The organism is Nocardioides sp. Z13_37, assembly GCF_058355585.1.
In genome coordinates, this window is record NZ_JBZGDV010000006.1 from 228,200 (window position 1) to 248,419 (window position 20,220).

Consider the following 20,220-nt stretch of genomic DNA (forward strand, 5'->3'; position numbering starts at 1 on the left):
CGGATACCCTTCCCGCGCGCTCCCCCGCCTGCCGTACGCGACCGCCTTCCCGGGCCTGCTTCACGGGCCCTCCGCTACCAGACCCTGGTCCAGACCCTGGACCTCTGCGACCCTAGGATGCGATCCATGAGACTCGTCCTGCGAGGCATCACCAAACGCTTCGGCAGCGTGGTGGCCAACGACTCGATCTCCCTCACGGTGGAGCCGGGAGAGATCCACTGCCTCCTCGGCGAGAACGGCGCCGGCAAGTCCACGCTGATGAACGTGCTCTACGGCCTCTACAAGGCCGACGAGGGCGAGATCGAGCTCGACGGCGTGGTCCAGCACTTCACGGGTCCCGGCGACGCCATGGCGGCCGGGATCGGCATGGTCCACCAGCACTTCATGCTCATCCCGGTCTTCACCGTGGCCGAGAACGTCATGCTCGGCAACGAGTCCACCGGCTTCGCCGGCACCCTCGACCTCGCCGCGGCCAGCGCGCGGGTCACCGAGATCTCCGAGCGCTTCGGGTTCCACGTCGACCCCGACGCCCTCGTCGAGGAGCTCCCGGTCGGCGTCCAGCAGCGCGTCGAGATCATCAAGGCCCTCTCCCGCGACGCCGAGCTGCTCGTCTTCGACGAGCCGACCGCGGTGCTCACCCCGCAGGAGACCGACGAGCTGATGGAGATCATGCGCCAGCTCAAGGACGCCGGGAAGGCCATCGTCTTCATCACCCACAAGCTCCGCGAGGTCCGTGCGGTCGCCGACCGGATCACCGTGATCCGCCACGGCAAGGTCGTCGGCGAGGCCGAGCCGACCGCCAGCAACACCGAGCTCGCCTCGATGATGGTCGGGCGTCCGGTCGAGCTCGTCGTGCACAAGGACGCGCCCCAGCTCGGTGACGCGGCGCTGGTGGTCAAGGACCTCCGGGTGGTCGACGCCGTCGGCCACGCCCAGGTCGACGGCCTGAGCTTCACGATCCGCGCCGGCGAGATCCTCGCCGTCGCCGGCGTGCAGGGCAACGGCCAGACCGAGCTCACCGAGGCGCTCCTCGGCCTGCAGGAAGACGTCAGCGGGTCCATCACCCTCGACGGCGTCGAGCTCGTCGGCAGGTCGACGCGCAAGATCCTCGACGCGGGCGTCGGGTTCATCCCCGAGGACCGCCAGGTCGACGGCCTCGTGCCCGGCTTCACGATCGCCGAGAACCTCATGCTCGACCGCAGCTTCACGTCCCCGTTCGTCAAGAACGGCTCGCTCCGCCTCGGCGCGCTGCGCGCCTTCGCGCAGGAGAAGCTCACCCAGTACGACGTCCGCGCCCGCGACATCGACTCGTTGGCCTCCAACCTCTCCGGCGGCAACCAGCAGAAGGTCGTCGTGGCCCGCGAGCTCTCCCGCGACCTGCGGCTGCTCGTCGCGGCCCAGCCCACCCGCGGCGTCGACGTCGGCTCGATCGAGTTCATCCACAAGCAGATCGTCGCGACCCGCGACCGGGGCATCCCGGTCCTGGTGGTCTCCACCGAGCTCGACGAGGTGGTCGCGCTCGCGGACCGCATCATGGTGCTCTACCGCGGGCGGATCGTCGGCGTCGTGCCGGCCGACACGCCCCGCGAGACCCTCGGACTGATGATGACCGGCGAACGCCCCCAGGACCTGAAGGACGTGGTGGCGTGAGCGACTCCCGCACCCCCCAGCCCGAGAAGCCCGACGCACCCGAGACGGGCGCCGGCACGGACAGCAGCACGGACACCGACACGATGACCGCCACTCCTGGGACCGACCCGCACGACGCGCGCGGCCAGCGGTCCCGCTCGATGCTGCGCGAGATCGCCTCCGGCGACCCGCTCGCCGGCGTGCTCGCCGTGCTCCTCGCGGTCTTCGTCGGGTCGGTGATGATCGCGGCGACCGACGAGTCGGTCCGCGAGGCCGCCAGCTATGTCACGGCGCGGCCCTCCGACTTCTTCACCGCCGTGTGGGAGGCCATCACCGGTGCCTACTCCGCGATGTTCCGCGGCGCGATCTTCAACTACAACGTCGACGAGCCCGCCCTGCAGTGGCGCCCGCTCACCGAGACGCTGAAGTTCGCCGGCCCGCTGATCCTCGGCGGCCTCGGCGTCGGTCTCGCGTTCCGCGCGGCCATGTTCAACATCGGTGGCCGCGGCCAGATGCTGATCGCCGGCGGCGCCGCGGGCTGGGTCGGCTTCCAGCTCGACCTGCCGATGGTCGTGCACCTGCCGCTCGCGATCCTGGTCGGCATGGCGTTCGGAGCCCTGTGGGGCGGCATCGCCGGCCTGCTCAAGGCCCGCACCGGCGCCCACGAGGTGATCGTCACGATCATGCTCAACTACGTCGGCTACTACCTGCTCTTCTACGCCCTCACCAAGGACTGGCTGCTCAAGACGACCGGCTCGGTCAACCCGAAGTCGCCGCCGATGAAGGACTCCGCAACCCTTCCCAAGGTGCTGGGCGACGAGTTCAACCTGCACTTCGGCTTCGTGCTCGCCCTCGTCGCGGTCGGCGTGACCTGGTGGCTGCTCAACCGCTCCACCCTCGGCTACCGCATCCGCGCCGTCGGAGAGAACCCGCACGCCGCCCGCGCGGCCGGCATCAACGTCGGCAGGACCTACACGGTCGTGATGATGATCGCCGGCTCGCTGCTCGGCCTCGCCGGCGTCAACCAGGTGCTCGGCACCGTGTCCAGCGGCGTCTCGCTCGACCTCGACGCCTCCATCGGCTTCGACGCCATCACCGTGGCCCTGCTCGGCCGCTCGCGCCCGCTGGGGATCCTGGCGGCCGGGTTGCTGTTCGGTGCCTTCAAGGCCGGCGGCTTCACCATGCAGACCTCCGAGAACATCTCGGTCGACCTCGTGCTGGTGGTGCAGTCCCTCATCGTCCTGTTCCTCGCCGCGCCTCCCCTGGTGCGCGCGATCTTCCGGCTCCCCGCCCAGGAGGCCAAGTGAGCACCGCGACCCCCGAGATCCCCGAAATCGGCGGTCTCGCCCCTGACCCGGCGGTGGTGCACGTGCCCAGCCGCGGCCCGCGGAAGCTGCCGGTCGTGCTCGGTGTGCTGACGGTGCTGCTCGCCGGCATCCTGCTCCGCTCGGGCCACTCCGGCGACACCACGTTCCAGCTGGCCGCCGAGAGCGACTTCGTCACCCTCCCCGACATCGTGGTGCCGTCCGGCCCCACCGCGTGGGTGATGGTGGTGATCTGCCTGGCGCTCACCGCGGAGGCAGTGCGCCGCATGATGGTGCCGCTGCGGCAGCCCGCGTGGATCCCGATCGGCTTCGCCGTCGCGTGGATGGTCGGCTTCCTCAGCTGGGCCGCGGCCGACGGCCGCATCCGGATGGTCAGCCTGCTCGGCGGTGCCGTCGCGCTCGCGATCCCGCTGGTCTTCGGCGCGCTCGGCGGCGTGCTGGGCGAGCGTGCCGGCGTGGTCAACATCGCCATCGAGGGCCAGCTGCTGCTCGGTGCGTTCGCCGCGGCGATCACCGCCTCGACCACCGGCTCGCCCTGGGCCGGCCTCGTGGCGGCGGCGGTCGCCGGCGCCCTCGTCGCGCTGATCCTCGGGCTGTTCGCGATCACCTACTTCGTCGACCAGGTGATCGTCGGCGTCGTGCTCAACGTGCTCGTGGTGGGCCTGACCAACTTCCTGTTCCGCCAGGTGCTCACGCCCAACGCCGAGTCCCTCAACTCCCCCGACCGGCTGCGCGCGCTGCCGATCCCGATCCTCGGCGACATCCCGCTGATCGGCCCGATCCTGTTCCGCCAGACCCCGCTCGTCTACGTGCTGTACGCCGTGGTGGCGATCGTGGCCTTCGCGCTCTACCGCACCCGCTGGGGCCTCCGGGTCCGCGCCGTCGGCGAGCACCCCAAGGCGGCCGACACCGTGGGGATCAAGGTCAACCGCACCCGCTACCGCACGATCCTGCTCGCAGGCGCGATCGCCGGCCTCGGCGGTGCCTACTTCAGCCTCGTCTCGGTCGCCGGGTTCAACCGCGAGATGACCGGCGGTGCCGGCTACATCGCGCTGGCAGCGGTGATCTTCGGCAAGTGGGACCCGATCCGGGCCACGCTCGCCGCGCTGCTCTTCGGCTTCGCGACCAACCTCCAGGGCGTGCTCTCGGCCATCGGCTCCCCCGTGCCGAGCCAGTTCATGCTGATGCTGCCCTACGTCGTCACCATCTTCGCGGTGGCCGGCCTGGTCGGCCGCTCGCGCGCGCCGGCGGCCGACGGCGAGGCGTACCGACAGCAGTAGGCGGTCCGGCTCAGGAGGCCAGGGCCGTGACCGCGGTCTCGGCGAGCACCCGGGCCGCGATCGTGGTGGCCCGCTCGTCGATGCGCAGGTTGCCCTGGTGCAGGTCGTAGGTCGGCCCGCCGGGCGTGCGGGTGCCGAGCCGCGCCATCGCCCCGGGGACGGAGTCGAGGTACCAGCCGAAGTCCTCGCCGCCGAGGCTCTGGGCGGTCGAGACGCGACCCTGCGGGCCCAGCACGCTCTCCACGCCGGCGCCGAGGAGCCGGGTCGACACCTCGTGGTTGACCACCGGCGGGACCCCCCGCTGGTAGGTCACCTCGGCGGTGACGCTGTAGGGGGCCACGATCGCGGCGATGAGCTGGCGGATCAGGTGCTCGGCGTCGGCCCAGGCGACCGCGTCGAGCATCCGCACGGTGCCGGCCACGACACCGCCGTGCGGGATCACGTTGTGGGCCGAGCCCGCGCGCACCATGCCCCAGACCACGCTGACGCCGGCGCGGGGGTCGAGGCGGCGGCTCAGGATCGCCGGCAGCTCGGTGATGACCTTGCCGAGCGCGAAGGTGAGGTCCTCGGTGAGGTGGGGCCGCGAGGTGTGGCCGCCCTTGCCGATCAACCGCACGGTGAGCGCGTCGGCGGCACCGGTGAGCGGGCCCTCGCGCAGGCCGACCTGGCCCACGTCGAGGCTCGGGTCGCAGTGCAGGCCGAAGACGTGGGACACGCCCTCGAGCGCCCCGGTGGAGATGAGGTGCAGCGCACCGCCGGGCATGACCTCCTCGGCGGGCTGGAACAGCAGCCGCACACGCCCCTGCAGCAGGCCCCGGGCCGCGACCTCGGCCAGCGCGAGGCCGGCGCCGACGAGGCCGGCGGTGTGGACGTCGTGCCCGCAGGCGTGGGCGACCCCCGGGTTGGTGCTCTTCCAGGGGTCCGAGATGAGGTCGTCGACCGGCAGCGCGTCGAGGTCGGCGCGCAGCGCGACGAGCCTGCCGCCGTGGCCGATCTCGGCGAGCACGCCGCCTCCCTCTGGCCTCGTGACCGTCCAGCCCGCACCCTCGAGGGCGGTGACGACCGCCTCGGAGGTGCGCTCCTCCACCCAGCTCAGCTCGGGGTGGGCGTGGAGGTCTCGACGGAGGGCGACGAGGTCGTCGGCGTACTTGTCGACGATCTCGGCGATGACGGGGGTGGCAGCGAGTAGGGGTGGCATGACCGGCCCAGTCTAGGTGGCGTCGCCGTCGTAGGCCGCGATGATCCGGTCGGCGGCGAGGGGGGCGGGCAGCTCACCCGACATCACGGCACGTCGTACGTCGTCGCGCACGGCGGCGACCCCCGGCGAGGACCGCAGCCGGTGGTCGAGCTCGTCGCGCACCAGCGCCCAGGTGAACTCGAGCTGCTGGCCGGCGCGCTTGTGGGCCAGGCCGTCGGCGCCGAGGTGCTCGCGGTGGGCGCCGACGCGCTGCCAGACGTCGTCGACGCCCGCCCCGGTGAGCGCCGAGCAGGTGACGACGGGGGGCGCCCACTCGGCGTGCCCGCGCACCAGGCGCAGCGCGCCGGCGAGCTCGCGCGCCGCGACCCGCGAGTCGGCCTCGTGCTCACCGTCGGCCTTGTTGACCGCGACGACGTCGGCGATCTCGAGGATGCCCTTCTTGATGCCCTGCAGCTGGTCACCGGTGCGCGCCAGGGTCAGGAAGAGGAACGTGTCGACCATCCCGGCCACCGTCACCTCCGACTGCCCCACGCCGACGGTCTCGACCAGCACGACGTCGTACGCCGCCGCCTCGAGCACGAGCATCGCCTGCGTGGTGGCGCGCGCGACCCCGCCCAGCGTGCCGGCGGACGGCGAGGGACGGATGAACGCCATGGGGTCCACCGCCAGCGCCGACATCCGCGTCTTGTCGCCGAGCACCGACCCGCCCGTGCGCACCGACGACGGGTCGACGGCGAGCACCCCGACGCGGTGCCCGGCCGCGGTCAGCCGGGTGCCCAGCGCCTCGATGAACGTGGACTTGCCGACCCCCGGGACGCCCGAGATGCCCACCCGCGTCGCCGTCGGCCGGTCGGTCGCGGCGAGCGCGGTCAGCAGCTCCCGTGCCGCGGCCCGGTGGTCGACCCGCGACGACTCCACCAGCGTGATCGCGCGGGCGACGGCGGCCCTCCGGCCGGCCCGCACGTCCTCGACGAGGGCGTCGACGTCGATCGGGCGGGGCATCAGCCGGCGTGCTGTTCCCGCAGGCGCGCGATCAGGTCGAGGGCCGACTCCGCGATCACGGTGCCCGGCAGGAAGACCGCCGCGGCGCCCATCTCCCGCAGCGTCGCCACGTCGTCGGGCGGGATGACGCCGCCGATGACGATCATGATGTCGGGGCGGCCCTGGTCGGCCAGCGCCTGCTTCAGCGCGGGCAGCAGCGTGAGGTGGCCGGCAGCCAGCGACGAGACCCCGACGATGTGCACGTCGGCGTCCACGGCCTGCTGGGCGACCTCCTCGGGAGTCGAGAACAGCGGCCCCACGTCGACGTCGAAGCCGAGGTCGGCGAAGGCGGTGACCACGACCTTCTGGCCGCGGTCGTGGCCGTCCTGGCCCATCTTGGCGACCAGGATGCGGGGCCGGCGGCCCTCCTCGGCCTCGAACTCCTCGGTCGCCTGCAGGACCGCGGCCACGGCCGAGCCCTCGGCGGCGCCTGCCTCGTCGCGGTACACGCCGCTGATCGTACGGATCACCGCCTGGTGGCGGCCGTAGACCTTCTCCAGCGCGTCGGAGATCTCCCCGACCGTCGCCTTGGCGCGAGCCGCGTCGACGGCCAGCGCGAGCAGGTTGCCCTCGAGCGAGCCGCCACCCACCGGCCCGCGCTCGGCGCTGTTGGTCAGCGCCTCCAGCGCCCGGCGCACGGCGTCGTCGTCGCGCTCGGCACGCAGCCGCTCGAGCTTGGCGACCTGCTGGCGGTAGACGTCGTCGTTGTCCACCCGCAGCACGTCGAGCTTGTCCTCGGCGGCGAGGCGGTAGGTGTTGACGCCGATGACCTTCTGCGCGCCCGAGTCGATGCGCGCCTGGGTGCGCGCGGCCGCCTCCTCGATGCGCATCTTGGGGATCCCCTGCTCGATCGCGGCCGCCATCCCACCGGCGCGCTCGGCCTCCTGGATGTGGGCCCAGGCGCGCTCGGCGAGGTCGTGGGTGAGCTTCTCGACGTAGTAGGAGCCGGCCCACGGGTCGATGAGCTGGGTGGTGCCGCTCTCCTGCTGCAGCAGCAGCTGGGTGTTGCGGGCGATGCGCGCCGAGAAGTCGGTCGGCAGCGCGATCGCCTCGTCGAGGGCGTTGGTGTGCAGCGACTGGGTGTGGCCCTGCGTCGCGGCCATCGCCTCGATGCAGGTGCGCCCGACGTTGTTGAACACGTCCTGGGCGGTGAGCGACCAGCCCGAGGTCTGGCTGTGGGTGCGCAGCGAGCGCGACTTGGGGTTCTGCGGGTCGAAGTCGTCGACCAGCCGCGCCCACAGCGCCCGGGCCGCGCGCAGCTTGGCGACCTCCATGAAGAAGTTCATCCCGATCGCCCAGAAGAACGACAGCCGCGGCGCGAACTGGTCGATCGTCATGCCCGTGCCGAGACCGGCGCGGATGTACTCCACGCCGTCGGCGAGCGTGTACGCCAGCTCCAGGTCGGCGGTCGCCCCGGCCTCCTGGATGTGGTAGCCGGAGATGGAGATCGAGTTGAAGCGCGGCATCCGCTGCGAGGTGAAGGCGAAGATGTCGCTGATGATCCGCATGCTCGGCGACGGCGGGTAGATGTAGGTGTTGCGGACCATGAACTCCTTGAGGATGTCGTTCTGGATGGTCCCCGCCAGCTGCTCCGGCCGCACCCCCTGCTCCTCGGCGGCGGCGATGTAGAGCGCGAGCACGGGCAGCACGGCGCCGTTCATCGTCATCGACACCGACATCTCGTCGAGGGGGATGCCGTCGAACAGGGTGCGGGTGTCGTAGATCGAGTCGATCGCCACGCCCGCCATGCCGACGTCGCCGCGCACCCGCGGGTGGTCGGAGTCGTAGCCGCGGTGGGTGGCGAGGTCGAAGGCGACGCTCAGGCCCTTCTGCCCGGCCGCGAGGTTGCGGCGGTAGAAGGCGTTGGACTCCTCGGCCGTGCTGAAGCCGGCGTACTGCCGGATCGTCCACGGCTGGGTCGTGTACATCGTCGGGTAGGGCCCGCGCAGGAACGGCGCCAGGCCCGGCCAGGTGTCGAGGCCGTCGAGGCCCTCGAGGTGCTCGGGGCCGTAGACGGGGAGGATCTCGATGCCCTCCGGGCTCGCCCACGGCTCGCCACCGGCAGGCTGCCCGGTCGAGGCGGCACCCGCCAGCGACACGTCGGCGAAGTTCTTCGGAATGCTCATCGGGCGAGCTCCTCTCGGATGCGGGTCAGGAAGCCGAGGGCATCGACCCCCATGGCGCACGAGTCGTCGACGTCGGTCACGGTGCGCTCCCCCGGCTTGCCGGCGAGCACGACGTACGACGCCCCTGCCGCCCGCAGCGCGGCCACGAGGTCGGCGCCCCACTCGGCGTAGGCCGCGTCGGTGCCGGCGAGGCAGACGACGGGCTGGCCGGAGTAGGCCGCCAGGACCGCGTCGACCCCGTCGGTGGGGCCGGCCGCCTCGACGGCGACACCGCCGGCCGCGAGGAGGTTGGTGGCGAAGGTCGCCCGGGCGGTGTGGGCGGAGACGGGGCCCATCGTGGCGAGGAACACCGAGCCGGTGGCGGGCGCCGACCGCATGTCCTCGTAGGCCCAGCCGTAGTGGCGGACGTGGCGCTGCGGGAGGTGCTCGCGCTCGGGCAGCACCTCGTCGAGGTGGGGGAACTCCGAGACGCCGGTCAGGGGGCGCGACCGGTCGGCGACCTGGGCGTCACGCTCCTCGCGCACGGTCCGCACCCGATCCCTGACGCCGGTGCGGGCCTCGTCGGCGAGCGCGCCGCCGGCCGCCTCGATGCGGCCGAGCTCGGCCCACCCGGCGGCGGCGAGGTCGTCGGTCAGCCTCTCCACGGCGTAGGAGCCGCCGGCCGGGTCGGTGACCGCGGCGACGTGGGACTCCTCGATCAGGAGCGAGGAGGTGTTGCGGGCGATGCGGCGACCGAACGCGTCGGGCGCGCCGAGCGGCTCGTCGAACGGCACGACGGTGAGGGCGTCGGCGCCGCCGACGCCCGCCGCGAAGGCCGCGACGGTGCCACGCAGCATGTTGACCCACGGGTCACGCCTGCTGGTCATGGGACGGCTGGTGATCGCGTGCAGCGCCATCTCGCCCGGGCCGCCGGCTCCGGAGGCCTCGAGCACCCGGGCCCACAGGCGCCGTGCGGCGCGCATCTTGGCGATCGTGGCGAACTGCTCGTCGGTGGCGGCCAGCCGGAACTCCACGAGCCGGGCCGCGTGGTCGACCGAGAAGCCCTCGTCGGCGAGCAGGCGCAGGTAGGAGACGCCGGTCGCGATCGCCCAGCCGAGCTCCTGCGCGTCGCTGGCGCCCTCGTCGTGCAGCGCCGTGCCGTCGACGACGAGCGCACGGACGCCGAGCTGGATGGCCCGGCGCGCCAGCGGGGCGAACAGGTCCCGGGCCTCGACGCGGTCGTCGCGGACGCGGTGGTGGAGCATCTCGAGGGTCTGCAGGTCGAAGGAGAGGTTGGTGGCCGGGTGCAGCGCGCCCTCCACCCCCTCGAGGAAGTCGGCGAAGGCCTCGACCTGCTCGGTCGTCGGGCGGTCGAGCACGACCGGCGCCAGGTCGAGCAGCACGCCCTCCAGCACGGTGGCCCAGTCGTGGTCGCGCTCGGTGTCGAGGTGCAGCAGCAGCGACGTGCCGCCGTTCTCGAGGTCCTGCAGCACCGCCTCGTTGGCGGCCTTGTCGTCGACCACCTCCACCTGCGTACGCACGTCCCAGGCACCGACGCGGGTCGGGCGGCCCGAGGTCGTGAGGGCGTCGAGGTCGGCCGGCTGCCCGATCGGCGGGACCGCGATGCCGTCGAGCGTGGTGCGGGTCAGGGCCGCCCAGACGTCGGAGTCGGGTGCGTCCTCGCCGAGCCTGCGGGCCTTGCGCAGGACCGCGGCGCTCGCCGCCTCCCATGCCGCGGCGTCGTAGCGGTCGTCGTCGCCCACCAGCCGGAGCGAGCCCGCTGCGGGCTGCAGCTCCTCGGGCTCGTCGAGTCCACCTGGGAGATTACCGGGAAGGTCGGTCATGCTGCGCAGGATAGGCCCGGCCCGTGGCGAGGGTCACGGCCGTGGACTATGGGAAAGGTCACCGTCGCCGTCCACGATCCGGGCTCACCTCAGACCTCCGTGCGGCCCTCGTCGTCCTTCGGGCGGAGGCCGATCTTGTTGCCGAGCCACACGAGCGGGTCGTACGTGCGGTCCACGACCCGCTCCTTCATCGGGATGATGCCGTTGTCGGTGATCTTGATCCCCTCGGGGCACACCTCGGTGCAGCACCTGGTGATGTTGCACATCCCGAGGCCGGCCGCGTCCTGCGCCAGCCTGCGGCGGTCGTGGGTGTCGAGGGGGTGCATGTCGAGCTCGGCGTAGCGGATGAGGAACCGGGGGCCGGCGAAGTGCTGCTTGTTGTCCTCGTGGTCGCGGACCACGTGGCACACGTCCTGGCACAGGTAGCACTCGATGCACTTGCGGAACTCCTGGCTGCGCTCCACGTCGACCTGCATCATCCGCCGCCGGCCGTGGGCGTCGCGCGGCCCGAGGTCGGCGTAGGGCAGCTCCTTGGCCTTCTGGTAGTTGAACGACACGTCGGTGACCAGGTCGCGGATCACCGGGAAGGTGCGCATCGGCGTCACGGTGATGGTCTCGGCCGGGTCGAAGTCGGAGAGCCGGGTCATGCACATCAGCCGCGGCCGGCCGTTGATCTCGGCGCTGCACGAGCCGCACTTGCCGGCCTTGCAGTTCCAGCGGATCGCCAGGTCGCCCGTCTGCGTCGCCTGCAGGCGGTGCAGCGCGTCGAGCACCACCTCGCCCTCGGAGACCTCGACGGTGTAGTCGGTGAGGTCGCCGCCGCCGGCGTCGCCCCGCCACACGCGCATCTTCAGGTCGTAGGCCATGGCCGTCCTCACTTGTCCTGGAAGAGCTGCTCGAGGTCGTCGGGCATCACCGGCAGCGGCTTCTCCGCGATGTCGACGCCCGACCCGGTCGCGTCGAGGGTGAGCACCAGGTTCTTCGCGCCCCACTCGGGGTCGGGTCCCGGGAAGTCGTCGCGGGTGTGCCCGCCCCGCGACTCCTGGCGCGCCAGCGCCGCCTTGGCGATGCACTCGCTGACGAGCAGCATGTTGCGCAGGTCGAGCGCGAGGTGCCAGCCCGGGTTGTACTGGCGGTGGCCCTCGACGACCATCGCCGCCGCCCGCTCCTTGAGGCGCTCGAGCCCGCTCAGCGACTCCTCGAGCTCCGAGGCGGTGCGGATGATGCCGACCAGCTCGTTCATCGTGTCCTGCAGGTCGTGCTGGATCGTGTAGGGGTTCTCCCCACCTCCCCCCGGACCGGCAGAGACCTCGAACGGCGCCAGCGCGTCGGCCTGGGCAGCCGTGACGTCCGCCTCGTCGACCGCCGGCCGCGGGCCCGAGACGGCGTACGCCGCCGCCGCCTCGCCCGCGCGCTTGCCGAACACGAGCAGGTCGGACAGCGAGTTGCCGCCCAGGCGGTTGGAGCCGTGCATGCCGCCGCTGACCTCGCCCGCGGCGTAGAGACCCTCGACGCCCGCCTGCTGCGTGTCGGGGTCGACCTCGACGCCGCCCATCACGTAGTGGCACGTGGGCCCGATCTCCATGGGCTCGGCGGTGATGTCGACGTCGGCGAGCTCCTTGAACTGGTGGTACATCGACGGCAGGCGCTTGCGGATGTAGTCGGCGTCGCGGCGGCTCGCGATGTCGAGGAAGATCCCGCCGTGCGGTGACCCGCGTCCGGCCTTGATCTCGGAGTTGATGGCGCGGGCGACCTCGTCGCGCGGCAGCAGCTCCGGTGGGCGGCGGTTGTTCGCCTTGTCCTCGTACCACCGGTCCGCCTCCTCCTCCGTGTCCGCCGTCTCGGACCGGAAGAAGTCGGGGATGTAGTCGAACATGAAGCGCTTGCCCTCGGAGTTGCGCAGGATGCCCCCGTCGCCGCGCACCGACTCGGTGACCAGCAGTCCCTTCACCGACGGCGGCCACACCATGCCCGTGGGGTGGAACTGCACGAACTCCATGTTGATCAGGCTGGCTCCCGCGCGCAGCGCCAGCGCGTGCCCGTCGCCGGTGTACTCCCAGGAGTTGGAGGTGACCTTGTAGGACTTGCCGATGCCGCCGGTCGCGAGCACCACGCTCGGCGCCTCGAACGTGATGAAGCGCCCGGTCTCGCGCCAGTAGCCGAACGCCCCGGCCACCCGCCCGTCGTCCTTGAGCACCTCGGTGACCGTGCACTCCATGTGGACGTCGATGCCGAGCTGCACCGTGCGCTGCTGCAGCGTGCGGATCAGCTCGAGCCCGGTGCGGTCGCCGACGTGGGCGAGCCGGGCGTAGCGGTGGCCGCCGAAGTCGCGCTGGGAGATCAGCCCGTCCTCGGTGCGGTCGAACAACGCACCCCAGTCCTCGAGCTCGAGCACCCGCTCGGGCGCCTCCTGCGCGTGCAGCTGCGCCATGCGCCAGTTGTTGAGCATCTTGCCGCCGCGCATCGTGTCGCGGAAGTGGACCTTCCAGTTGTCCTCCGGCCACCGGTTGCCCAGCGCGGCCGCGGCCCCGCCCTCGGCCATCACGGTGTGCGCCTTGCCGAGCAGCGACTTGCACACCACGGCCGTGCGGGCGCCCGCCTCCTGGGCGGCGATGGCGGCCCGCAGGCCGGCCCCGCCGGCGCCGATCACCACGACGTCGTAGGTGTGGCGCTCCATTCCCGCCCGCGCCTCGGGCGACATCTCGTTGCCCGTCATCGGATGGCGGTCAGTCATCAGAAGAACCTCACATCCTGGATGGTGCCGGTGGCGAGGAGGAAGACGTAGAGGTCGACGATCGCGACGGAGAAGAGCGAGTACCAGGCCCACCTGCCGTGGCTCTCGTTGAGCCGCGACACCCAGGTCCAGAGCCGGTAGCGCACCGGGTGCCTGGAGAAGTGCCGCAGCCGGCCGCCGACGATGTGGCGGCACGAGTGGCACGAGAGCGTGTAGAGCCAGATGAAGACGACGTTGACGATCATCAGCAGGGTGCCCAGGCCCATGTGGACGCCGCTGGTCTCACCGTCCCCGAGGGCGTACTCCGCCGGCATCGGCCGGAAGGCAAGGACCGTGTCGAAGGTGAGCACCAGGCCCACCAGCACCGCGGCGTACCAGAACCAGCGGTGCACGTTCTGCAGGATCAGCGGGAACCGGGTCTCGCCCGAGTAGGAGCCGTGCGGCTCGGCGACGCCGCACGCCGGCGGGCTCAGCCAGAACGCCCGGTAGTAGGCCTTGCGGTAGTAGTAGCAGGTCATCCGGAAGCCGAGCGGGAACACCAGGATGATCAGCGCCGCCGACAGCGGCCACGCCGCGAAGGGCTGGCCGAAGTCGGAGGCGCCCTCGACGCAGTCGCCCAGGCACGGGGAGTAGAACGGCGAGAGGTAGGGCGAGGCGTAGTAGTCGCGACCCATGAAGGCGCGCACGGTCGCGTAGACGACGAAGGCGGAGAAGACCACGAACGTCGTCAGCGGCGAGAGCCACCACCGGTCCCGGCGCAGCGTGCCGGCCTCGATCCGCGCCCTGGTCGGGCCGTGCACACCTGTGCTCATCGCATCCCCGTCGCGTCGTGGTTGGGCCAGAGTCTGCACACAACGGGCGGCGATGTGAAGTGGGCCACACCGGCCGCCCTCGACGGGGACGGGTCAGGACGCCCGGACCGGCGGGACGGCGGCGACCAGCGCAGCCGCGTCGGCGGCCGGCAGCGCGGCGCGCACGCCCCACTCGAACAGCGCCAGCGCGAACGCGGTGACCACCACGATGTCGACCCCGTTGGGCAGCACGTCCCGGCCGCCGCCGAACCTGCCGAGGAAGGTCAGCAGCAGCACCCCGCCGTAGTAGGGCCCGAGCCACACCAGCGAGCCCAGCGCGAGCGATTCCCGCAGCCGGGGGTCGCGCAGGATGCGCCACGCCAGCACCACGACGCCGACGGCGATCGGGATGGTCAGCTTGACCATCGTCTCCCAGCCGGTCCAGTAGATGATCAGGGTGATCACGACGAAGGCGACCCGCGCCATCACCGACACCGCGTGGAGGCGGAACGGACGCACGCGGTCGGGCACCTGGTGCCGCAGCGCCATCACGGTCACCGGGCCCAGGCACATCGAGAGCACGATCGCTCCCGAGTTGAACGAGAGCAGCTCCGACCACCCGTCGCGGAAGGCGACCAGCAGGACCAGCCCGACCACCAGGTTCAGCACCATCGCCCGCATCGGGACGCCGTGGCGGCTGAAGGCCGACAGCGCGCGCGGGAAGAGCCCGTTCTGCGCGACGGCCACGGTGAGGCGACCGGTGGACGCGGTCGAGACCAGGCCCGCGCCGAAGGGGCCGAGCACGGCGTCGGCCACGACCAGCTTGGCCAGCGCCGCCATGCCCAGGCCGGACAGCAGCGCCGCGAGCGGCCCGTTGGCCCCGCCCTTGTCGAGGCCGGCCCAGCCGCTGTCGAGGTCGGCGGGGTCGACCGCGCCGACGAACCCGAGCTGAAGGAGGGTGAACAGCACGGTGCACACGAGGATGCCGCCGACCAGCGCGACGGGGATGGTCACCTGTGGTCGCCGCGCCTCACCGGCGAGGTCCAGTGCATGCCGGAACCCGAGGAACGCGAAGACGACACCGCCCGTGGTGATGGCGCTCTGCACCCCGGTCATCCCCTCGGGGGCGAACCCCGTCTCGCGGATCGGGGCGGTGGAGAAGCGGGTGAGCAGGGCGACGGCGATCGCCACCGGGATGACGAGCTTGATCCAGGTCAGCGCACTGTTGATCCGGGCGAAGAGCGCCACCCCGAACGCGTTGAGCCCGGTGAAGGCGGCCAGCACGACCGTTGCCGCCGCGATCCCCGGCAGGCTCAGCGCACTCTCCCCGTCGGACGCGGCTCCCGCGACGAACAGCCAGTCGAAGGCCGGCTCGTTGCTGGCGTACTCGAGCATCGCCTGGGTCTCGATCGGCGCGGCCGTCACGTAGCCGACCCAGGCCACCCAGCCGATCGCGATGCCGACCCCCTTCCCGTGGCTGTAGGTGGGCAGCAGGCCGAGGCCGCCGACGACCGGCAGCATCGCGGAGATCTCGGCATAGACCAGCGCGACGGTGACGAGCATCAACCCCGCGATCGGCCACGCGATGATCGCGGCGGGCCCGGCCTGCTGTGCCGCGAACAGGGGGGCGAACAGCACCCCGGAGCCGACCACGCCGCCGACGGCGACGAAGGTCAGCCCGATCGTGCCGATCGACCGATCGGGAGCGTGCGGCTCATCCATCGTCGCCACCCGTACGTCTCGGCGGGCTCAGTCGCCGTGCGACGACGTGCCGCTCTCCAGGATGGAGACGATGGAGTAGAGCGTGAAGCAGATCGCTCCGAGCCCCACGAGCACGTGGGCGGCGATGAAGACGTTGGTGTCGGTGAACGCGGCCTGGAAGACGAACGCCGCCAGGAACAGGCAGCCGAGCGCGGTCACGACCGGGATCAGGGGCACCCGGTTGGCCAGGCTGAACGTGCGCCGCCACACCAGGGCCAGCAGCCCGACCTTGCTCAGGATGCTGAAGCAGACCAGGCCCAGGCCGATCATCACGAACCCGGGTGTGCGGTAGTACGGCTCGGTGTCGAGGACCAGCAGCACGATCCCCCACAGCATCGCGGCGCTGCCCATCGCGATCACCAGCCAGGGCCACGCCACGCGGTCGCGCGGCCCGTAGGTGTCCTGGACCTGGCGCAGGATGCTCCACACCAGCCCGATGAGGCTCGTGCAGATCATCGCCAGACCGCTGACGACGTGGCCCACCGTGAAGCGGCTCGGTGAGGTGGTCATCAGCAGGTTCGCGATGCCGAAGCCCCACGCGAGCGCGGCGAGCCCGACCGGGATCGCCCCCAGCACGGCGACGACGGGCCCGGAGAACGCCGCCGGCGGGGGCGTCCGGTCGCCGGCCGGCCTGGCGGAGTTGGCGGGGATGAGCGTGAACTTGGTCGACGCCAGGGCGACCGTGGACACGCAGCCGCAGATCAACCCGAGACCGAGGACGACGTGCCCGGCGATGTACTCGGGGCTCTGGCCGCTGCCCGAGACCCCGGCGAACAGGGAGACGCCGTAGACCGAGGTGCCGATGGCGGACGCGTAGCCGAGAGCGGGGTAGCCCACCTTGTCGACGGCGTTGAAGCGTCCGATGAGCTGCCGGATGATCGTCGCCGCCGTGCAGAACAGGCACAGGCAGATCGCGCCGAGGAAGGTGACCACCCGGCCTGCCACGTAGTTTCCCGGCGCGTCCGCGGCGTTCCACACGTAGAGGCCGAAGCCGATGCAGACCGCCATCATCGCCAGCGGGATGGCACGGAAGACGACGCTGATCCAGTAGTTCATGACATCTCCGCTCCTCGTGCGACGACGCTCACGTCGGGACGATGCGGGACGCCGCAGCCCCGGGACCCACTCAGTAGAGCACCGATCCCGGGCGGGGTCAGCAGCCGACGAGGAAGGCGGATCGGGACGCCACAGACGTCACTCATTGTGAGTGATGCCGCCGCGTCGGCACGCAACTAGCGTCGTTGGCCGGAGCAATCGGCGAAAGGCGCGGAGATGGCTACTCGGGACGACAGTCAGGCGACTGCACCGCAGGGACGGGCCCAGGCACGCACCTCGTTCATCAGTTGGACATCGATGGCGATCCTCATCGCCACAGCGGTCGCGAGCGTTCGCGGACTGCCGGCCATGGCGGCCTACGACTGGGCGTCGATATTCCTCTACGTCCTGCCCGCGATCTTGTTCATGGTGCCGGTGGCGCTCGTGGCCGCCGAGCTGGCGAGCGGATGGAAGGGCGGGATCTTCGTCTGGGTCAAGGAGGCCTATGGCGACCGCCTCGGCTTCTTCGCGATCTGGCAGCAGTGGATGCAGAACGTCGCCTGGTACCCGGCCCAGCTCGCCTTCTTCGCCTCGGCCCTCGCGTACGTGTGGGATCCGGCCCTGGCCAACTCGGGCATCTTCACCGGCCTGATCATCCTGGTCGTGTACTGGATCTCGACGTTCATCGCCACCCTCGGTGTCGACGCGTTCGCCAAGGTCGGGACCTGGGGCTTCCTGGCCGGCACCCTCGTGCCGGCGGCGGCCCTGATCGTCTTCGCGGCGATCTTCTGGGCCGGCGGCGGCACCTCGCACCTCCCGCCGATCGGTGATGCGGAGTGGTTCCCGAAGTTCACCGGGCTGGCCAGCATCGTGCTGATCGTCAGCAACTTCCTCTCCTACGCCGGCATGGAGATGAACGCCGTCCACGTCAACGAGATGCGGCGGCCCAGCACCGAGTTCCCGAAGGCGATCGTCCTGTCGGTGATCCTCATCCTGTTCGTCTTCATCCTGCCCACCCTGGCCATCTCGGTCGCGGTCCCCGGCTCGAGCGTCAACCTGACCCAGGGCGTGCTCCAGGCCTTCGACGTCTTCTTCAACCACCTCGGGATGTCGTGGGGCACCACCGTGATGGCACTGCTGATCGTCATCGGCATCCTCGCCTCGGTGGTCACCTGGATCCCGGGACCGAGCAAGGGATTGCTGCTGGTCGGCAAGGAGGGCTACCTGCCTCCGCGCCTGCAGGGCACCAACAGCCACGGGATGCAGGTCCCGATCATGATGGTGCAGGGCATCATCGTGACGGCGATGGCCGTCCTCTTCGCCATCCTGCCGTCGGTGCAGTCGGTCTTCTGGATCCTCACCGCCATGGCCGTGCAGCTCTACCTGCTGATGTACATGGTCATGTTCCTCGCCGGCATGCGCCTGCGCCGCACCCACCCCGACGTCAAGCGTGGCTTCCGCACGCCTGCCATGACCCTGGTCGGGTCGGTCGGCTTCGTGGCGAGCGTCGCCGCCTTCCTCCTCGGCTTCGTCGAGCCGTCGGGCAACGCGGACTCGACGCCGCAGGGCGTGTACATCCTGATCCTCGTGGCCGGCATCGTCCTCCTCGGCGTGTGGCCGTTCGTCCTCTACAAGCTGCGCAAGCCGGAGTGGAAGATCGAGACCTCCCCGGACAACACCCATTCCGACACGACGGCCCAGGAGGCGTGAGTCCGATGATCACGAAGCGTCCACGAACAGTCCGCTCCGCAGTGCTCCGGACAGCCGGCCTGGCCGTGGCGGCGGGCCTGGGGCTCTCCGCCTGCTCCGCAGCCGGCAGCGCCTCCGACCCGGACAGCGACCAGGCACGCCAGCTCGCCGAGCAGCTCAACGTGAGGTTGTCCGAAGCCGGGTTCCCCAAGGTCGACGCCTCGACGGCGACCGCCCTCTACGGCACGGACGGGGGCGTCAGCTGCGAGAACGTCGGCGAGCTGCAGCAGGAGCTGGCCCTGTCCCAGTTCGGCAACAACGCCCTGCACCTCCGGCGCGTGGTCATCGACCCCCGGATCATCGAGTACGACTTCGCGGTGGTCGAGACCTACTGCCCCGACAAGGCGGGCGAGCTGCTCGACGAGGTGGAGGACCTGGAGACCGAGAGGACCATCCCGGACCGGTAGGCGACGCACCACCCGACCCAGCCCGACCAGAGCAGAGTGTCTCGATGGCGCAGTCACGAGGAGCAGATGCCAGATGGTGCACGGCAGGAACTCCGTAGGCGGCGCCCTCGGGGACGCCGTCTTCGCCTCGACCGACCTGACGGTCGCGGTGCCGCTCCCCAGCCTCGGCCACTGACCACGGATGAGACGCCCGGACTCCACCGACGACCTCGATGATCCCTACGCCGAGACCCGGTGGCCGATGGCGGTGGCGGTTGCCGTCGCCATGGGTCTCACCGTGCTGCTGCCCGACAGCCTGCGCATGGCCCAGCCCTGGGTGCTGCCCACGATCTCCGGAGTGCTCCTGGTGGCGCTGCTCGCCGGCGACCCCGGCCAGATCTCGAGGCGTACGACGTCCCTGCGGGTGGCGTCGATCGCGCTGATCACGGTCCTGTCCCTGGGGACCGTCTGGTCGACCGTCCGGCTCGTCGCCGACATCATCGACGGCGGGTCGGCGACCGACTCGGCGCCCGAGCTGCTCCAGGCGAGCGGCTGCGTGTGGGTGGGCTCGATCATCGCCTACGCGCTCCTCTACTTCGAGCTCGACTGCGGCGGGGCCGCCGCCCGTGCCGAGTGGATGCCGCGCACGCCCGACCTCGCCTTCCCCCAGCAGCTCACCTCCGAGCTGGGACTGGAGAGCTGGCGCCCGCGCTTCGGCGACTACCTCTATCTCGGCCTGACCAACGCCACAGCGTTCAGTCCCACCGACGTGATGCCGCTCGCTCCCTGGGCCAAGCTCGTCATGTCGGTCCAGGCGCTGACGTCACTGGCCATCGTGGGCCTGGTCGTCGCCCGGGCGGTGAACGTGCTGGGCTGACGAATGGGCAGGTGGTGAGGGCGACTGGTCGCAGATGACACGAAACAGGTGGTGCGCAGACGGCCTGCACGGGCGCTAATGGGAAGACGTCTCCGGAGGGAGTCAGGGATGGACAACGGCGAACAGCTGCGTCGTCTGGCGTTCGGCCAGACGGCGGACGACCGCGCACAGGACGTCCCCGACACCTGGCCGGCGACGGCTCTCGACGCGAGGATCCTGGCCCTGGTCCGGCTCGGCGCCCTCGCCGCGACGGGCGACGGCACCGTGCGCTCCTACGGATCGCTCGCGGACAGCGCTCTGAGCGCCGGGGCGAGCGTCGAGGAGATCGTCGACGTCCTCGTGGGAGTGCTGCCGATCACCGGACCGGTGCGCGTGGCGACGGCCGCGCCCAAGCTGGCCCTCGTCCTGGGCTACGACGTCGACGAGGACCGCGACGACGACGCCGGGCCGTGAGCGACACGCTCC

General features: G+C 71.3%; 16 protein-coding genes. 7 read left to right on the forward strand and 9 right to left on the reverse strand.

From position 1 onward, the window contains the following. Positions 1–126: 126 nt before the first annotated feature. From AC4H2S_RS15530 to AC4H2S_RS15540, 3 genes are read left to right on the forward strand one after another with little or no spacing between them, the layout of a single operon-like run. A complete protein-coding gene (locus AC4H2S_RS15530; protein ID WP_491497876.1) occupies positions 127–1,650 on the forward strand; it encodes an ABC transporter ATP-binding protein in 1,524 nt (507 codons plus the stop codon). Continuing rightward, positions 1,647–2,936: an ABC transporter permease gene (locus AC4H2S_RS15535; protein ID WP_491497877.1), complete on the forward strand. Its 1,290-nt coding sequence runs from the start codon at positions 1,647–1,649 to the stop codon at positions 2,934–2,936. Before AC4H2S_RS15530 ends, AC4H2S_RS15535 begins: the two co-directional genes overlap by 4 nt. Further along, on the forward strand, positions 2,933–4,234 hold the full coding sequence (locus tag AC4H2S_RS15540; protein ID WP_491497878.1) for an ABC transporter permease: 1,302 nt from the start codon (positions 2,933–2,935) through the stop codon (positions 4,232–4,234). Before AC4H2S_RS15535 ends, AC4H2S_RS15540 begins: the two co-directional genes overlap by 4 nt. A gap of 10 nt (positions 4,235–4,244) precedes the next feature. On the opposite strand, the gene AC4H2S_RS15545 is transcribed toward AC4H2S_RS15540, so the two are convergent. The 9 genes from AC4H2S_RS15545 to AC4H2S_RS15585 all read right to left on the reverse strand — a co-directional run bounded on the left by AC4H2S_RS15545 (position 4,245) and on the right by AC4H2S_RS15585 (position 16,764). Further along, positions 4,245–5,432 (reverse strand): amidohydrolase, encoded by a 1,188-nt coding sequence (locus AC4H2S_RS15545; protein WP_491497879.1) that lies wholly within the window; start codon positions 5,430–5,432, stop codon positions 4,245–4,247. A gap of 12 nt (positions 5,433–5,444) precedes the next feature. Further along, on the reverse strand, positions 5,445–6,434 hold the full coding sequence (meaB, locus tag AC4H2S_RS15550; RefSeq protein ID WP_491497880.1) for a methylmalonyl Co-A mutase-associated GTPase MeaB: 990 nt from the start codon (positions 6,432–6,434) through the stop codon (positions 5,445–5,447). Next, positions 6,434–8,599 (reverse strand): methylmalonyl-CoA mutase, encoded by a 2,166-nt coding sequence (gene scpA, locus AC4H2S_RS15555; RefSeq protein WP_491497881.1) that lies wholly within the window; start codon positions 8,597–8,599, stop codon positions 6,434–6,436. Before scpA ends, meaB begins: the two co-directional genes overlap by 1 nt. Next, positions 8,596–10,422: a methylmalonyl-CoA mutase family protein gene (locus tag AC4H2S_RS15560; protein WP_491497882.1), complete on the reverse strand. Its 1,827-nt coding sequence runs from the start codon at positions 10,420–10,422 to the stop codon at positions 8,596–8,598. The genes scpA and AC4H2S_RS15560 overlap by 4 nt, the downstream gene beginning before the upstream one ends. A gap of 89 nt (positions 10,423–10,511) precedes the next feature. Further along, positions 10,512–11,288, reverse strand: coding sequence for a succinate dehydrogenase/fumarate reductase iron-sulfur subunit (locus AC4H2S_RS15565; RefSeq protein WP_491497883.1), 777 nt, complete (start codon positions 11,286–11,288; stop codon positions 10,512–10,514). 8 nt (positions 11,289–11,296) lie between these two features. Beyond that, positions 11,297–13,156, reverse strand: coding sequence for a fumarate reductase/succinate dehydrogenase flavoprotein subunit (locus AC4H2S_RS15570; protein ID WP_491497884.1), 1,860 nt, complete (start codon positions 13,154–13,156; stop codon positions 11,297–11,299). Beyond that, positions 13,156–13,968, reverse strand: a complete 813-nt coding sequence (gene sdhC, locus AC4H2S_RS15575; RefSeq protein ID WP_491497885.1) for a succinate dehydrogenase subunit SdhC — start codon at positions 13,966–13,968, stop codon at positions 13,156–13,158. The genes AC4H2S_RS15570 and sdhC overlap by 1 nt, the downstream gene beginning before the upstream one ends. Before the next feature lie 93 nt (positions 13,969–14,061). Next, the gene (locus AC4H2S_RS15580; protein WP_491497886.1) at positions 14,062–15,669 is read right to left on the reverse strand and encodes an APC family permease; all 1,608 of its coding nucleotides are present in this window, start codon (positions 15,667–15,669) and stop codon (positions 14,062–14,064) included. A gap of 27 nt (positions 15,670–15,696) precedes the next feature. After that, a complete protein-coding gene (locus AC4H2S_RS15585) occupies positions 15,697–16,764 on the reverse strand; it encodes a DUF2776 family protein (RefSeq protein ID WP_491497887.1) in 1,068 nt (355 codons plus the stop codon). Between the two features lie 216 nt (positions 16,765–16,980). Here AC4H2S_RS15585 and gadC point away from each other — a divergent pair, with 216 nt between their 5' ends. From gadC to AC4H2S_RS15605, 4 genes are all read left to right on the forward strand, one after another. Further along, entirely contained in the window at positions 16,981–18,453 is a 1,473-nt protein-coding gene (gadC, locus tag AC4H2S_RS15590) for a glutamate/gamma-aminobutyrate antiporter GadC (protein WP_491497888.1), read from the forward strand. Between the two features lie 41 nt (positions 18,454–18,494). Then, positions 18,495–18,899, forward strand: a complete 405-nt coding sequence (locus tag AC4H2S_RS15595; protein WP_491497889.1) for a hypothetical protein — start codon at positions 18,495–18,497, stop codon at positions 18,897–18,899. 181 nt (positions 18,900–19,080) lie between these two features. Then, positions 19,081–19,755: a hypothetical protein gene (locus tag AC4H2S_RS15600; protein ID WP_491497890.1), complete on the forward strand. Its 675-nt coding sequence runs from the start codon at positions 19,081–19,083 to the stop codon at positions 19,753–19,755. Positions 19,756–19,863: 108 nt separating this feature from the next. Continuing rightward, positions 19,864–20,208, forward strand: coding sequence for a carboxymuconolactone decarboxylase family protein (locus AC4H2S_RS15605; protein WP_491497891.1), 345 nt, complete (start codon positions 19,864–19,866; stop codon positions 20,206–20,208). The last annotated feature ends 12 nt before the right edge of the window (positions 20,209–20,220 follow it).

What these genes read in the sequence shown, in the direction of transcription:
- AC4H2S_RS15530 (WP_491497876.1), top strand. Translation starts at nt 127, where the DNA reads ATGAGACTCGTCCTGCGAGGCATCACCAAACGCTTCGGCAGCGTGGTG.
- AC4H2S_RS15545 (WP_491497879.1), bottom strand. Translation starts at nt 5,432, where the DNA reads ATGCCACCCCTACTCGCTGCCACCCCCGTCATCGCCGAGATCGTCGAC.
- meaB (WP_491497880.1), bottom strand. Translation starts at nt 6,434, where the DNA reads ATGCCCCGCCCGATCGACGTCGACGCCCTCGTCGAGGACGTGCGGGCC.
- scpA (WP_491497881.1), bottom strand. Translation starts at nt 8,599, where the DNA reads ATGAGCATTCCGAAGAACTTCGCCGACGTGTCGCTGGCGGGTGCCGCC.
- AC4H2S_RS15560 (WP_491497882.1), bottom strand. Translation starts at nt 10,422, where the DNA reads ATGACCGACCTTCCCGGTAATCTCCCAGGTGGACTCGACGAGCCCGAG.
- AC4H2S_RS15565 (WP_491497883.1), bottom strand. Translation starts at nt 11,288, where the DNA reads ATGGCCTACGACCTGAAGATGCGCGTGTGGCGGGGCGACGCCGGCGGC.
- AC4H2S_RS15570 (WP_491497884.1), bottom strand. Translation starts at nt 13,156, where the DNA reads ATGACTGACCGCCATCCGATGACGGGCAACGAGATGTCGCCCGAGGCG.
- sdhC (WP_491497885.1), bottom strand. Translation starts at nt 13,968, where the DNA reads ATGAGCACAGGTGTGCACGGCCCGACCAGGGCGCGGATCGAGGCCGGC.
- AC4H2S_RS15580 (WP_491497886.1), bottom strand. Translation starts at nt 15,669, where the DNA reads ATGGATGAGCCGCACGCTCCCGATCGGTCGATCGGCACGATCGGGCTG.
- AC4H2S_RS15585 (WP_491497887.1), bottom strand. Translation starts at nt 16,764, where the DNA reads ATGAACTACTGGATCAGCGTCGTCTTCCGTGCCATCCCGCTGGCGATG.
- gadC (WP_491497888.1), top strand. Translation starts at nt 16,981, where the DNA reads ATGGCTACTCGGGACGACAGTCAGGCGACTGCACCGCAGGGACGGGCC.
- AC4H2S_RS15600 (WP_491497890.1), top strand. Translation starts at nt 19,081, where the DNA reads ATGAGACGCCCGGACTCCACCGACGACCTCGATGATCCCTACGCCGAG.
- AC4H2S_RS15605 (WP_491497891.1), top strand. Translation starts at nt 19,864, where the DNA reads ATGGACAACGGCGAACAGCTGCGTCGTCTGGCGTTCGGCCAGACGGCG.